The organism is Streptomyces sp. NPDC051219, from assembly GCF_040682335.1.
Classification (GTDB): domain Bacteria; phylum Actinomycetota; class Actinomycetes; order Streptomycetales; family Streptomycetaceae; genus Streptomyces.
In genome coordinates, this window is record NZ_JBFBAS010000021.1 from 39,155 (window position 1) to 53,623 (window position 14,469).

The 14,469-nt window shown below is 70.9% G+C and carries 10 protein-coding genes and 1 pseudogene; 2 read left to right on the forward strand and 9 right to left on the reverse strand.

All coding sequences use genetic code 11. The features are described 5' to 3' along the window. The first annotated feature begins 228 nt into the window (after positions 1–228). Positions 229–1,368: a PQQ-dependent sugar dehydrogenase gene (locus AB0M62_RS22735; RefSeq protein ID WP_366076167.1), complete on the forward strand. Its 1,140-nt coding sequence runs from the start codon at positions 229–231 to the stop codon at positions 1,366–1,368. 28 nt (positions 1,369–1,396) lie between these two features. After that, positions 1,397–1,533 (forward strand): annotated as a pseudogene (locus AB0M62_RS22740) (DUF6191 domain-containing protein); the annotation flags it as partial. Between the two features lie 8 nt (positions 1,534–1,541). Here the strand turns inward: AB0M62_RS22740 and AB0M62_RS22745 are convergent. From AB0M62_RS22745 to gatA, 9 genes are all read right to left on the reverse strand, one after another. After that, positions 1,542–4,631, reverse strand: a complete 3,090-nt coding sequence (locus AB0M62_RS22745) for an AAA family ATPase (RefSeq protein WP_366076107.1) — start codon at positions 4,629–4,631, stop codon at positions 1,542–1,544. 23 nt (positions 4,632–4,654) lie between these two features. Then, complete coding sequence (locus AB0M62_RS22750) at positions 4,655–4,843, reverse strand: hypothetical protein (RefSeq protein WP_366076108.1); 189 nt, start codon at positions 4,841–4,843, stop codon at positions 4,655–4,657. Between the two features lie 175 nt (positions 4,844–5,018). Continuing rightward, the gene (locus AB0M62_RS22755) at positions 5,019–5,612 is read right to left on the reverse strand and encodes a hypothetical protein (protein WP_366076109.1); all 594 of its coding nucleotides are present in this window, start codon (positions 5,610–5,612) and stop codon (positions 5,019–5,021) included. Between the two features lie 50 nt (positions 5,613–5,662). Then, a complete protein-coding gene (locus AB0M62_RS22760) occupies positions 5,663–6,208 on the reverse strand; it encodes a GNAT family protein (RefSeq protein WP_366076110.1) in 546 nt (181 codons plus the stop codon). 28 nt (positions 6,209–6,236) lie between these two features. After that, positions 6,237–8,498: an MMPL family transporter gene (locus tag AB0M62_RS22765; protein WP_366076111.1), complete on the reverse strand. Its 2,262-nt coding sequence runs from the start codon at positions 8,496–8,498 to the stop codon at positions 6,237–6,239. Between the two features lie 205 nt (positions 8,499–8,703). Next, entirely contained in the window at positions 8,704–10,797 is a 2,094-nt protein-coding gene (locus AB0M62_RS22770; RefSeq protein WP_366076112.1) for a phosphocholine-specific phospholipase C, read from the reverse strand. Positions 10,798–11,211: 414 nt separating this feature from the next. Next, positions 11,212–12,720 (reverse strand): Asp-tRNA(Asn)/Glu-tRNA(Gln) amidotransferase subunit GatB, encoded by a 1,509-nt coding sequence (gene gatB, locus AB0M62_RS22775; RefSeq protein WP_366076113.1) that lies wholly within the window; start codon positions 12,718–12,720, stop codon positions 11,212–11,214. Positions 12,721–12,736: 16 nt separating this feature from the next. Further along, positions 12,737–12,976: a hypothetical protein gene (locus AB0M62_RS22780; protein ID WP_254369640.1), complete on the reverse strand. Its 240-nt coding sequence runs from the start codon at positions 12,974–12,976 to the stop codon at positions 12,737–12,739. After that, positions 12,973–14,466, reverse strand: coding sequence for an Asp-tRNA(Asn)/Glu-tRNA(Gln) amidotransferase subunit GatA (gatA, locus tag AB0M62_RS22785; protein WP_366076114.1), 1,494 nt, complete (start codon positions 14,464–14,466; stop codon positions 12,973–12,975). Before gatA ends, AB0M62_RS22780 begins: the two co-directional genes overlap by 4 nt. Positions 14,467–14,469 lie beyond the last annotated feature (3 nt).

Below are 14,469 nucleotides of genomic sequence, written 5' to 3' on the forward strand. Positions count from 1 at the left end.
CCAGCGAAAGGAGGTGTTCAGGTCCTTTGTGGTACGGGTCCGTTGACGAGAACCCACGCCGAGCGTGCACGGTTGCGCACGTTGACCCCGGCGACGTGGTCGGCGGGCCAGCGAGGTGAACAAAGCAGGGAACCTCTGCGGCGCGAGCGGTGTACTTGTTCGTGTGATGTGCTGAAGCCAGGCGGACGAGAGGGACTGACCGTGCGACGCTCTGCTGTGACGGCCGTGATGGCCACTTCCGTACTGCTGTTTGCCGCGGGCTGCTCCTCCGGGAGCAACGACCCGCCCGGCAGCCCGGAGAACCGGACGACCTCCGCGGCCCAGTCGCCGCCGGCCACTGGCGGCTCCGGCGGCTCCGCCTCTCTGCCGCCGGCGAAGGGCTCCGTGGCGGTGGCCGGCGAGGTCGCCACGGGCCTCGCCTCGCCGTGGGGCCTGGCTCCGCTGCCAGAGGGCGATCTGCTGACCGCCTCGCGGGACGAGGGGACGATCACCCGGATCGACGCGAAGAGCGGGCGGAAGACCGTGATCGGCTCGGTGTCCGGAGTGGCCCCCGGCGGCGAGGGCGGCCTCATGGGCCTGGCGCTCTCCCCGTCGTACGCCTCGGACCACCTGGTCTACGCGTACTTCACCACCGAGTCCGACAACCGCATCGCCCGCATGCTGTACGACGAGAAGAAGCCCGCGGGGCAGCAACTGGGCGCCCCCGACACAGTGTTCAGAGGCATTCCCAAGGGCTTTGTGCACAACGGCGGGCGGATCGCCTTCGGCCCGGACAAGATGCTCTACGCGGGAACGGGCGAGACGGGCGACACCGGGCTCGCCCAGGACAAGAAGTCGCTCGGCGGCAAGATCCTGCGCATGACCCCCGACGGCGAGCCGGTCCACGGCAATCCGGAAGCGGACTCGGTGGTCTATTCGTACGGGCATCGCAATGTGCAGGGGCTGGCCTGGGACGCGGAGAAGCGGCTCTGGGCCGCCGAGTTCGGGCAGGACACGTACGACGAGCTCAACCTGATCGAGCCGGGCAAGAACTACGGCTGGCCGGAGGCCGAGGGCAAGGCGGGAAAGGCGGGCTTCGTCGACCCGGTGGCCCAGTGGACCACGGACGAGGCGTCGCCCAGCGGAATCGCGTGGGCCGAGGGCTCCATCTGGATGGCGGGCCTGAAGGGCGAGCGCCTGTGGCGCGTCCCTCTGGACGGTACGAAAGCTCTGGCCGAACCGCAGCCGTTCCTCGCAGGAGAGTACGGGCGGCTGCGCACGGTGGTGGCGGCGGGCGGCGACAAGCTGTGGCTGGTGACGAGCGAGACGGACCGGCGTGGGTCGCCGGAGCAGGGCGACGACCGGATTCTGAATCTGCGGGTGCAGTGACTACGAGCGAGTCGTGGGGGTGGGAGCGGTGTTCAATCCGATCGAGGAACTGTTCACTCCAGGGGGCAGGCACACCGACGAGGAGCGCAGGCGCCTGAAGCTGACAAGGGGGTCGATCTGAACGACCCCGACCCGGGGAACGATCCCATAGCCCTCGCCTCCGGCGATGGTCGTCATACGGCTTCGGCAGTCGGTTCCACAGGACTGAACAGCCGTAGGCGGTGCGCGAGGGCCGCCGCCTCACCGCGACCGGCCACCCCCAGCTTGGCCAGGATGTTGGACACATGGACGCTCGCCGTCTTCGGGGAGATGAACAGCTTCTCGGCTATCTGGCGATTGGTGCGGCCCACCGCGACCAGGCGCAGCACGTCCCGCTCCCGGCTGGTCAGGCCGAGGGCCTCGGCCGGGTCCGCCGGCTGTTCGGCCCCTTCGGGGGCGGCGGCCAGCGGAAGCCGGGCCCGCTGGGCGAGCAGCGCGATGTCCTCCCGCAGCGGGCGGGCGCGCAACCGCTCCGCGGCGGCGTCGGCCTGCCGGAGCAGTTCGGCCGCGGTGCCCCGGGCGTTCCCGTTGGCATCGGCCGACAGCAACGCCTCCGCCAGCCGGAGGCGTACGTGGGCAAGCAGGTACGGGCGCTCGAGCGGGGTCAGGGCGGTGGCCGCCTCGGTCCAGCGGTCCACGGAGTTGTGTCCTTCGGCGCGTTCCAGTTCGGCCGCGACGTACAGGGCGTGTGCCGTCCACATCGGTACGGGAGTTGCCAGCCGCCGCGCCGCCGCACGGATCAGCGCCAGGATGCCGGGCCTCCCGGCCTCGGCAGCCGGCAGCCCGCGTGCCTCCGCCTCCGCGCGGGCGGCGGTGAGCAGCAGCGGCCAGCCGTAGCGGTGGGTGCCGGGAGCGAAGCCCCCTTCCAGGGTGCGTTCGAGCTCGGTGCGGGCATCGAGGATGCGGCCCTCCGCAGCCGCGAGGCCGATGGCGAGCCGGGACAGCGGCAGAGCATGCTGAGGCATCGGGTCATGGCTGCCGTAGTGCTTGTGGGCGGCCGTCAACTGCTGCCCCGCCTCGGCGAGTTCCCCGCGGGCGAATGCCAGCTCGGCCAGCTGCCAGGCCGCAGCTCCGCGCGGCTTGGCACTCTGCGCGACCGCCTGGAGGCGCTGGACACGCTCGGCCGCCTCGTCCCAGCGCCCGAGGGCGAGGAGCGACTCGGTCATGTTGCCGAGCGCCCACGCCTCCACGTCCAGCAGCCCGTACTTCCGGGACAGCTCGATGCCCTCCGCCGCGATCTGCACGGCCTCTTGGGACCGCCCGAGGGACTCCAGGGTGGACGGCAGGTTCACATGGCTGCGGCCGACCTGACTGAACAGGCCGAGTTCGACGACCCGGTTCTTGACCGCGTACATCTCGGCCAGACCGGCGTCGATGTCGCCGGCGTCGGCGAGGAGGGCGCCCACGGTCAGCCTCGCGGTCAGTTCGATCTCCTCGGCATCGACCAGCCGCGCGTACTCCACGGCCCGCTCGGCCGCCGCGAGGCTGTCGGGCCCGGGGGCGTGCAGGTGCCCCCAGCTCGCCACATCCGCCAGCACCCCGGCGTGCACCGCCGACGGCGGCAGACCCCGGACCAGCTCCTGGGCGGTGCCCAGCTCGGCCCAGCCGTCGCCGCGCGCCAGGCTCTGCACCAGCTTCGACCGCTCGGTCCAGAACCAGGCGGCGCGCAGCGGGTCGTTCTCGCCGTCCAGCCGCCGCAACGCCTTCTTGGTGATCATCAGGGCCCGCTCCCGCTCCCCGCCGAGGCGGGCCGCGACCGCTGCTTCCGCCAGCAGATCGAGATGGCGCAGCGGGGTGGTCTCCGGGTGGCAGCCGCAGGGCGGGTAGGCCTCGGCGTAGTCCACCGGGCGCAGGGCCTGGCGGACCTCGGCCGGCACGTCCTCCCACAGGTCCATGGCGCGCTCCAGCAGGCGCAGTTGTTCGGAATACGCATGCCGCCGGCGCGCGGCCACCGACGCCTCCAGTACGGCCGGCAGCGCCTTCACGGTGTCGTGCGCGTAGTACCAGTAGCTGGCCAGCCGGATGGGCCGCTCGTCGGCCCGTACGAGCGAGGGGTCGGCCTCCAGCGCCTCCGCGTACCGCCGGTTGATGCGGGACCGCTCTCCCGGAAGCAGGTCGTCGCTGACGGCCTCGCGGACGAGGGAGTGCCGGAACCGGTAGCCGTCGCCGTCCGCCGTGGCGTTCAGGATGTTGGCTCCGGCCGCGGAGCGCAGCGCCTCGATCAGCTCGTCCTCGGTCAGGCGCGCGACGGCGAGCAGCAGAGGGTACTCGACGGCGGAGCCGCCCTCGGCGACCATCCGGACCACCCGCTGGGCGTCCTCGGGGAGCGCCTCGACCCGTACGAGCAGCAGATCGCGCAGGGAGTCGCTCAGGCCCGGACGGCAGCGGGTCCCGATGCAGCAGGCGAGCTCCTCGACGAAGAAGGCGTTGCCGTCGGAGCGGGTGAAGACGTCGTCCACCAGAGCCTGTTCGGGCTCGACGGCGAGGATTCCGGCCAGCTGGCGCCGGACCTCCGCGCGATTGAACCGGGACAGTTCGATGCGCTGCACCGTGCGCAGCCGGTCCAGTTCGGCGAGCAGCGGCCGCAGCGGATGGCGCCGGTGGATGTCGTCCGCCCGGTAGGTGGCGATGACGACGAGCCGGCCACGGCGCAGGGTACGGAAGAGGTAGGCGAGCAGATGGCGCGTGGAGGCGTCCGCCCAGTGCAGGTCCTCCAGGGCGACCACGACCGTACGGTCCATGGCGAGGCGCTCGAGGAGGCGCACCGTGAGTTCGAAGAGGCGGGCGGTGCTCTCCTCCTGGTGGGGGCCCCTGGGGGCCTCGCCGAGTTCGGGCAGCAGCCGGGCCAGTTCGTCCTCTTGGCCGGCGGCGGCTGCCAGCTCCTGCGGGAGCTGCCTGCGCAGGGCGCGCAGGGCGGTGGAGAACGGCGCGAACGGCAGCCCCTCGGAGCCGATTTCGACGCAGCCTCCCACCGCCACGACGGCGTCCCCGCGGCAGGCCGCCGCGAGGAACTCCTCGACGAGCCGGGTCTTGCCCACCCCCGCCTCACCGCCCACGAGCAGCGCCTGCGGCTCTCCCGCGGCTGCGCGGGAGAGGGCTTCGGTGAGCACGGTCAGTTCGTCGGCTCGGCCGACGAACACGGGGCTGACAGACCTGGTTTCCACGTCGCCGAGCATCGCACAGGCGTCCGGCGCCGGGGCAGCGGTAAAGGGGAGGAGCCTCATCCCGGGATGGACGCGGCCCGGGATCATGCGGCTCGGGCGAACCGGGACCGCAGGGCGCTCACCGTCCCTTCGTGATCATCCTGTCCGGACCGCCCGGCGGCGGCACGACGGGCAGCACGGCGGGCCTTGACGGCCAGCCGGACCTGCCGGGCGTTGCCGGCCTCGCGGATCAGCTCGTTGTGGTGCAGCTTCTGGATCTCGTACTCGAACATCTCGGGCTCCCTGGTGACGGTTCCTCGGTGACCGACGGTCCGTCGGCGTGATCCAAGGTTCGTCCCCCAGGGGGCCCCGCCACATCGGGAGAGTGCCGCATCTCCGGTGCACGGGGGTACTTAGCCGGGCCCCCGGCGTGCTTAGTTGTGTCCGGCCCGGTCCAAATGAAAGACCCTAGGAGCCGGCCTGCGGCAGGCTCGCGAGTACGTCGGAGTACATGAGGCCGGAGATCAGCAGGCCGAGGGCGCCGAGCGCGACCGCCGCCCAGGCGACCGACCGGACCCAGACCGCCTGGGTCCGGCCGGGTGCACCGAAGGCCGGGCGGACCAGGACGAAGATGCCGACGAGCAGGGCGAGTACCGCGAAGGCGCCGTTGACGAGGGCGGTCATATGCCAGGCCTCGCCGTAGAGCGCCGAGATCTGCTGGGCAGGAGTGGCACCCTGCGTGGTCTCGATCTGGCCGATGAGCGTCTGCCGCTCCGCGGCCACCCGGCCCACCCACGTACCGGTGAGCGACGCGACACCGAGTCCGGCGCCGACGACCGCCGCCGCGCCCGCGCCGATGCCCGCCCGTGCCGCGGTGGAGTCCTCGCCACGGCCGGTCTCGTCAGCCTCGCGGGAGCCGTCGGGGTCCGCGGCTGCCGCTGAGGAGTCCGTGTGGCGGTCGTCGTCCCCCTCGACGATGTCGACGGCCGCGGAGGTCTCGGCCCTGGTCTCGTTCTCGGGGTCGGTCTCGGTGGCAGGTGCGGCGGCGTTCTTGATATCCATGCGTCGCACCGTAGGGGCCGATTCTGAGAGCCCGCTGAGAATGCGCTGAGCTACGCCGGCTGCCACTCCGTGGCCAGTACCGACCAGATCTCCAGGTTCTGGCGGACTCCCCGGTACGGGAAGCTCTCGCGCATCACACCTTCCCGGGTCATCCCGAGTCGTTTCGCGACAGCCAGGCTGCGCGCGTTCGTCGTGGAGGCGACCCACTCCACCCGGTGCATTCCGCGCTCGCCGAACGCCCAGTCGATGAGGCACCGGGACGCCGTCGTCACCAGGCCGCGGCCCTCGGCGGCCGGCTCCAGCCAGCATCCGATCTCGCAGTTCCCGGCGGCGGCGTCGAAGGTCCGGAAGAGGACCCCGCCGACCAGCGTGCCGTCGAGCCGGATGCCGTGGATGCGGCCGGTGTCAGCCGCGTGCTTCTGCGCGTACCCGGTCAGCAGCTCACGCGCCGAACCGAGGTCGGTGGCACGGTCGGCGAAGCCGATGTGCTCGCCGACGTAGTCCCGCGCCCGGTCCATGTGGTCGAGGAACTCCTCGGCCTGCCAGGGCTCCAGCGGGCGCAGTCGGGCATTGTCACCGAGGGGTATGGAGAACATGCGGTCAGGTCCTGTCGCCGGCAACGGATCACTTGACGAGCGCGGCCGCCTCCGGGTTCTGATCCGGGACCGGCCCGGCGGCCGGCCCGTGGCAGGACTCCGGGTTCTCCGCACTCAGCAGCTCATCGGCGATCTTCGCACGCCCGCGCTCCGCCGGTTCGATGCTGATGCGCGGCAGCCACCGGTCGAGCCAGGCCGGCAGCCACCAGTTCGCTCCGCCCAGCATGTGCATCAGCGCGGGCACGAGGAGCGTACGCAGGACGAACGCGTCCAGGGCGACCGCTGCGGCGAGCGCGATACCGAACATCGCGATCACGCGGTCGCCGCTCAGCACAAAGGCCAGGAAGACGGAGATCATGATGACCGCCGCAGAGTTGATCACGCGGCTGGTCTCGGCGAGACCGACCCGTACCGCCCGTTGGTTGTCCCGGGTCTCCAGCCACTCCTCGTACATCCGGCTGACCAGGAAGACCTGGTAGTCCATGGAGAGACCGAACAGCACAGACACCATGATGACCGGCAGGAAGGGCTCGATCGGTCCCGCGCTGCCGAGCCCCAGCAGCTCGCTCCCCCAGCCCCACTGGAAGACCGCGACGACCACGCCGAAGGCGGACGCGACAGCGGCGACATTCATGGCCGCGGCCTTGAGCGGGATGCCGATGGAGCGGAAGGCGACCAGCAGCAGGACGCATCCGAGGCCGATGACGACGCCTACGAACAGCGGCAGCTTGCCGACGATGATCTCGGCGAAGTCGTCATAGCTCGCGGTCACTCCGCCGACGTACACGTCCAGCGAAGTGCCGTCCTCGGCGCGTGGCAGGACGTCCCCGCGCAGCCGGTCGACCAGATCGCTGGTCGACCGGGACTGGGGTGCGGACTCCGGTACGACGGTGATGACCGCCGTGTCGCCGCTGCGGTTGACGGCGGCCGGGCCGGCCGAGGCGACGCCCTCGGTGGTACGGAGGGTGTCGGCGAGGCCGTCGAGGGCGAGCCGGTCGTCGGCCCCGTCGAGGTGCGCGACCAGGGTGAGCGGGCCGTTGACACCGGGGCCGAAGCCTTCAGCGACCAGGCCGTATGCCTGGCGGGTGGTCGAGTCGGCCGGGTTGTTGCCCTGGTCGGAGGTTCCGAGGTGGAGCGAGAGAGTCGGCAGCGCGAGGACGAGCATCACCGCGGCCGCCATGCCCCCGAGGACTTTGGGGTGGCGCTCGACGAAGAGCGACCAGCGGGCGGCGAAGCCGGTGAGTGACTCGGGCCGCGGGCCGTGCTCGGCCAGCCGGCGTCGCTCTCGCCGGGAGAGCGCGCGCTCGCCGATGAGGGACAGCAGGGCGGGCAGCAGGGTCACCGAGGCGGCGACGGTGAGCACAACCGTGAGCGAGGCTGCTATCGCGACGCCGTTGAGGAAGCTCAGCCGCAGGATCAGCATGCCGAGGAGGGCGATGCAGACGGTCGCGCCGGCGAACACGACGGCACGGCCGGTGGTGACGACGGCGTTCTCGGCGGCATCGGCCACGGAGAGACCGCGTTTGAGCCCCTTGCGGTGCCGCGTAACGATGAACAGGGCGTAGTCGATGCCGACGCCGAGCCCGATCAGCATGCCGAGCATCGGCGCGAAGTCGGCGACCGTCATGACGTGGCCGAGCAGCACGATGCCCGCGTAGGCCATGCCGACGCTGACCAGGGCTGTGGCGATGGGCAGCAGACTCGCGGCGAGCGATCCGAAGGCGAGGAACAGCACGATGGCGGCCACCACCACGCCGATGGCCTCACTGACGTGCGCGGCGGGGGCCTCGGTGAGCGCGATGGCACTGCCGCCCAACTCCACCTGGAGGCCGTCACGCTCGGCGGACTTCGCGGCGTCCACGACGGCCTGCGCCTCCGCCGGGGAGATGGCGTCGGCCTGCTGGTCGAAGGTGATCGTGGCGTAGGCGGTGTGCGCGTCCTCGCTGATCTGTCCGGCGTTCTCGGCGGCGTAGGGGCTGGTGACGGAGGCGATGCCGGGCAGGTCGGCTATCTCGTCGAGCGCCTCGGCCATGCGTTGTTCGACGCCCGCGGCACGGACCGTGCCGGTGCCGGTCTGCCACACGATGGTGTCGCGGTCGCCGCCCTGGCCGTGGAAGCCTCGCTGAAGCAGAGCGGTGGCGCGACCGGATTCGGTGCCCGGGACCTCGTAGTCGTTGGAGTACGCGGAGCCTGCGACGCCGGCAGCGGCAGCGGTGCCGCCGAGTGCTGTCAGCCAGAGCAGTACGGCGAAGAGGCGGTGACGGATGCACCACCGTGCGACGGCTGCCAACGGGCGCGCTCCCTGGGTGGTTGGTAGATCTTCACCGGAAACCCCCGCAAAGAGCACATGACCTACTGATAGCACTCTGTCAGGCGATAGCGATCCTTTGCCCCTTTCGTGGGCATCATCACAGGGGCGCGCAGAGGCACGAGGGCGCGCAGGGGACGGAGCCTTTGCCCGGCACCTCCTGCGCACCCCGTGGCGCCGGGGGCGGTCAGCCGGAGACGCTGGCGCGCCCGTTCTCGATGTGTCCCATCAGGCGCCGCCGGAAAGCGCTGTCGCCCGCGGCCGTGACCTGGAGGTCGTACCAGCCTTGTGCGTCGGCCGCCGAGTGCACGACCGTACGGCTGCGGCCCGGCTTGACGGTGATCTCCCGGGTCCAGTCACGCAGGTCCGCCTCGTCGACGTAGCCGAGCGGGCGGACGGTGAAGGTGAGCGGCTTCGTGCCACGGTTGCCGAGCGTGAGATGCAGGTCCCGGTCCTCGTGGTCGATGTACGAGGAGACTTCGGCGCCCTGGGCGGTCGTACCGGCGAACTCGCGGCGGAAGCCGTTCGGGCCGGTGATGGTGAAGCGGTAGGAGTCACCGGAGAGCGGCACCTCCCACTGCGCCTTGCCTCTGACATCCCGGTGCTGCGGGACCGCGAACTCCCCGGCGTACGGATACAGCGCGAAGTGAGCGGTTGCGCGGCCCGCGTTGCGCAGGTCGACTCGGAACGCACCGTCCTCGGCCTTTCCATACGCGTCCGGCTGGTACGGCAGCGGGCGCGCGGGCCGTGTCCCCTCTTCCTGTACGGGCATCTGCTGGACGGCGGGCGGCACGGGCCGCCAGCGGCCGGTGAACGGCGGGACGGCACCCGGCTGCTCGACGTCCGGCTGCGGACGGCCCCGCCGGAAGTCGAATGCGGAGGTCAGGTCACCGGTGACCGCGCGGCGCCACGGCGTGATGCCCGGCTCCTCGATGCCCGTCCATTTCTCCAGGAAGCGGATGGTGGAGGTGTGGTCGAAGACCTCGGAGCAGACGAAGCCGCCGACCGTCCACGGGGACACGACCAGCAGCGGCACCCGGATACCGAGCCCGGTGGGGCGGCCCTGCCAGCGTTCGTCGGTGTTCTCCGCCGGCGGCACGGGCGGCGGGACATGGTCGAAGAAGCCGTCGTTCTCATCGTAGTTGATCAGTACGACGGTGTGCCGCCACACGTCGGGGTGCGAGCCCAGCGCGTCGAGCACCTTGTAGACGAGCGTGGCGCTGGCGATCGGCGAGGAGGCGCCCGGGTGCTCGGAGTCGACCGCGGACGGCACCAGGTAGCTGACCTCCGGCAGTGTGCCGGCGGCCACGTCCGCACGGAAGTTCTCCGCCAGGCTGCCTGTCTTCTCGCGGCGCAGGGCGCGTTCGAAGAGGCTGCGCTCGGCGGGGGTGAGGGCGGCGACGCCTTCCTCCAGCGCGGCGAGGAGGCGCGCACGCTCAGCGGCGTCGCCGGTGTCGCGCACTTTCGCGTAGAAGGCCTCCATGTACGTGAAGTCGTCGGCCTTCGACAGCGCCTTGCGGGCGATGGCCTTGAAGGTCGCGAAGAACTCCAGGTTGTTGTCCGTGAAGTTCTCCCACTCCTGGTACGTCTTCCAGCTGCGGCCCGCCTTCTCCAGCCGTTCGGGGTACGTGGTCCAGGTGTATCCGGGGTGCGTGCCCTCCGCGTACGCGGCGTTGGAAACGGCCCGACTGCCGTCGGCCTCGTACCCGGTCCAGCCGCTGACCAGGTGGTTTCGGTTCGGGCTCGTGGACGTGTGGATCGACGAGTGGTAGGCGTCGCAGATGGTGAAGGTGTCCGCGAGCTCGTAGTGCAGCGGGAGGTCGCGGCGGTCGTAGTAGGCCATGGTGGCGGCGGACTTGGCGGACACCCAGTTGTCCATCCAGCCGTTGTTCCAGGCCTTGGCTCCGCCGCTCCAGGAGTGGTCGAGGTCGCCGATGTACTGGAGGTCCTCCTTCTGCCTCTCGGCTGCGTCCCGGACGGGGAACGGCAGAACGCTGCGGAGGGGTCCCGGCTGCTCGAAGACCGGTTTGCCGGACGGAAGCTCGATGGCGTTGCGGTCGCCGAAGCCGCGTACTCCGCGGAGGGTGCCGAAATAGTGGTCGAACGAACGGTTCTCCTGCATGAGGATCACCACGTGCTTGACGGCACGCAGCCCGCCGGTGGCGGGCTCGGCCGCGAGCGCGGCCCGCAGCGAGGGCGGCAGCAGCGATCCCGCCGCCGCGGCGCCGAGCGCGCCTCCGCCGATGGCAAGCAGGCGTCGACGTGACATGTCCGTGGCCAAGTGATCCTCCCGAGTCAGGTGTTCCGGCCGGGACGGTAGTGAGGCCACATTGCCCGGGGAAGGCGCACGGAGGGCGCATCGGTGAACGTCCAGGAGGACGACGCGAGAAGTCCGGGCGGCCGGTCCGCGTACTGGGGGACACGCCCTACCCGGCCCGCGTGCTGCCGGTCACCGCGCCTGCGAGCCGCGCAATTCCGGTTCGCAGCCGAGGCGGTCACCCGGCCAGGTCGCGGACCGGCTCACTGCCCTCGGTTCCACCGACGCACGCAAGTACACCGACGCACGCAGGTACAAGAAAGCCATCGAGGACCGGTTCGCCGGCGGGCTGCCCACCGCATCCGCCTGCGACGGACGCGAAGGGGCGGCCGGCACCTCACGGTGCCGGCCGCCCCTTCGGCGTACATACGGACCGCGTCAGCCCAGGACGCCCAGCTTCTCCAGGATCAGCTCGCGCACGCGCGCCGCGTCGGCCTGGCCCCGGGTGGCCTTCATGACGGCGCCGACCAGCGCGCCGGCGGCCGCGACCTTGCCGCTGCGGATCTTGTCCGCGATCCCCGGGTTACCGGCGATCGCCTCGTCCACGGCCGTGCCGAGCGCGCCCTCGTCCGAGACGACCTTCAGGCCGCGCTTCTCCACCACGTCGTCCGGACCGCCCTCGCCCGCGAGGACGCCCTCGATGACCTGCCGGGCCAGCTTGTCGTTGAGGTCACCGGACGCGACGAGCGCGGTGACCCGGGCGACCTGCTCGGGGGTGATCGGCAGCGACGCGAGGTCCACGCCGTCCTCGTTCGAACGGCGCGCCAGCTCGCCCATCCACCACTTACGGGCCGACGCGGCTTCCGCGCCCGCGTCGATCGTCGCGGTGATCAGGTCGATCGCACCTGCGTTGAGGACCGACTGCATCTCGTGCTCCGAGATGCTCCACTCCTCGCGCAGCCGGTTGCGGCGCACCCGTGGCAGCTCGGGGAGCGTGCCCCGCAGCTTCTCCACCCACTCGCGGGTCGGCGCGACCGGAACCAGGTCGGGCTCGGGGAAGTACCGGTAGTCCTCGGCCTCCTCCTTCACCCGGCCCGACGTCGTGGAGCCGTCCTCCTCGTGGAAGTGGCGGGTCTCCTGGATGATCGTGCCGCCGGACGCGAGGACCGCCGCGTGGCGCTGGATCTCGTAACGGGCCGCACGCTCCACCGAGCGCAGCGAGTTGACGTTCTTCGTCTCGGAGCGCGTGCCGAACTTCTCCCGCCCGTGCGGACGCAGCGAGAGGTTTACGTCGCAGCGCATCTGGCCCTGCTCCATGCGGGCTTCCGAGACGGCGAGCGCCTTGATGAGCTCACGCAGCTCGGCGACGTACGCCTTGGCGACCTCGGGGGCTCGCTCGCCCGCACCCTCGATCGGCTTGGTGACGATCTCGATGAGCGGGATGCCGGCCCGGTTGTAGTCCAGCAGGGAGTGGGACGCGCCGTGGATACGACCGGTGGCGCCGCCGACGTGCGTCGACTTGCCGGTGTCCTCCTCCATGTGGGCTCGCTCGATCTCCACACGGAAGACCTCGCCGTCTTCCAGCTGGACGTCCAGGTAGCCGTTGAAGGCGATCGGCTCGTCGTACTGAGAGGTCTGGAAGTTCTTCGGCATGTCCGGATAGAAGTAGTTCTTCCGGGCAAAGCGGCACCACTCGGCGATTTCGCAGTTCAGCGCGAGGCCGATCTTGACGGCCGATTCGACGGCGGTCGCGTTGACGACCGGCAGCGAGCCGGGCATTCCGAGGCACGTGGGGCAGGTCTGCGAGTTGGGCGCGGCGCCCAGCTCGGTGGAGCACCCGCAGAACATCTTGGTCCTGGTGCCGAGCTCGACATGGACCTCGAGGCCCATGACGGGGTCGTACGTCGCGAGGGCAGCCTCGTACGACAGGAGTTCAGTGACGGTCACGGTGAGACTTTCCCTCTCAGCCCAGCAGGACGTCGTCGTCGCCGAGCCGCTTCAGCTCACGCAGGAGCATGGCGAGGCCGGTGGCGACGGCGGCGGCGGAGACGACTGCGTCGAGCAGCAGGAGCGTGTCGCTCTCGGTGCGGGCCTTGCGGGCCTGCTTGGCCACGCTGAGCGCGCCGAAAGCGGTGGTTCCGATGGACAGGTACAGGCCGGTCCTGGACTTCTTGAAGCCCTTGGCCTTGGTCAGAGCGCTCACAGTGACGGTGCCTCCTCGAGCAGCGGGTGTCCCCAGCGGGCCACGAATGCCGCCTCCACCGCGGCACCGACCTTGTACAGCCGGTCGTCCTGCATGGCGGGGGCGATGATCTGCAGACCGACCGGGAGGCCGTCCTCCGGCGCCAGGCCGCAGGGCAGCGACATGGCGGCGTTGCCGGCCAGGTTGGTCGGGATGGTGCACAGGTCGGCAAGGTACATCGCCATCGGGTCGTCGGCGCGCTCGCCGATCGGGAAGGCGGTGGTGGGCGTGGTTGGCGAGACGATCACGTCGACCTGCTCGAAGGCCTTCTCGAAATCGCGGGTGATGAGGGTGCGGACCTTCTGGGCGCTGCCGTAGTACGCGTCGTAGTAGCCGGAGCTGAGCGCGTACGTACCGAGCATGATCCGGCGCTTGACCTCGTCGCCGAAGCCGGCCTCGCGGGTCAGCGCGGTGACCTCCTCGGCGGACTTCGTGCCGTCGTCGCCGACCCGGAGGCCGTAGCGCATGGCGTCGAAGCGGGCCAGGTTGGAGGAGCACTCGGACGGCGCGATCAGGTAGTACGCGGCGAGCGCGAGGTCGAAGGACGGGCAGTCCACCTCGACGATCTCGGCACCCAGCTCCTTCAGCAGTTCGACGGACTCGTCGAAGCGCTGCATGACGCCGGCCTGGTAGTGCTCACCACGGAACTGCTTGACGACGCCGACGCGCATACCGCCGACCGAGCCGTTGCGCGCGGCCTCGACGACCGGCGGGACCGGGGCGTCGATGGACGTCGAGTCGAGCGGGTCGTGGCCGGCGATGACCTCGTGCAGAAGGGCCGCGTCCAGGACCGTACGGGCGCAGGGGCCGCCCTGGTCGAGGGAGGAGGAGAACGCCACCATGCCGTAGCGGGACACGCCGCCGTACGTGGGCTTGACGCCGACGGTGCCGGTGACGGCGGCGGGCTGGCGGATGGAGCCGCCGGTGTCCGTGCCGATGGCGAGCGGGGCCTCGTAGGAGGCGAGGGCGGCGGACGAACCGCCGCCGGAGCCGCCGGGGATGCGGGTGAGGTCCCACGGGTTGCCGGTCGGGCCGTAGGCGCTGTTCTCGGTCGAGGACCCCATGGCGAACTCGTCCATGTTGGTCTTGCCGAGGATGACGACGTCAGCGGCCTTGAGCCTCTTGGTGAGCGTGGCGTCGTACGGCGGAATCCAGCCTTCGAGGATCTTCGAGCCGACAGTCGTCGGGATGCCCTCGGTGGTGAAGATGTCCTTCAGGGCCAGCGGGACGCCGGCCAGCGGGCCGAGCTTCTCGCCCGCCTCGCGCTTGGCGTCGACGGCGCGGGCCTGTGCGAGCGCACCCTCACGGTCGACGTGCAGGAAGGCGTGCACCTTCTCGTCGACGGCGCCGATCCGGGCCAGGTGGGCCTCGGTGACCTCGACGGCCGTCAGCTCGCCGGAGGCGATCTTCCCGGCGATCTCGGCCGCGGTGAGCCTGATGATGTCTGTCATGGT

Coding starts and splice junctions, on each gene's coding strand:
- AB0M62_RS22735 (WP_366076167.1), top strand. CDS start 229: ATGGCCACTTCCGTACTGCTGTTTGCCGCGGGCTGCTCCTCCGGGAGC.
- AB0M62_RS22745 (WP_366076107.1), bottom strand. CDS start 4,631: ATGAGGCTCCTCCCCTTTACCGCTGCCCCGGCGCCGGACGCCTGTGCG.
- AB0M62_RS22750 (WP_366076108.1), bottom strand. CDS start 4,843: ATGTTCGAGTACGAGATCCAGAAGCTGCACCACAACGAGCTGATCCGC.
- AB0M62_RS22755 (WP_366076109.1), bottom strand. CDS start 5,612: ATGGATATCAAGAACGCCGCCGCACCTGCCACCGAGACCGACCCCGAG.
- AB0M62_RS22760 (WP_366076110.1), bottom strand. CDS start 6,208: ATGTTCTCCATACCCCTCGGTGACAATGCCCGACTGCGCCCGCTGGAG.
- gatA (WP_366076114.1), bottom strand. CDS start 14,466: ATGACAGACATCATCAGGCTCACCGCGGCCGAGATCGCCGGGAAGATC.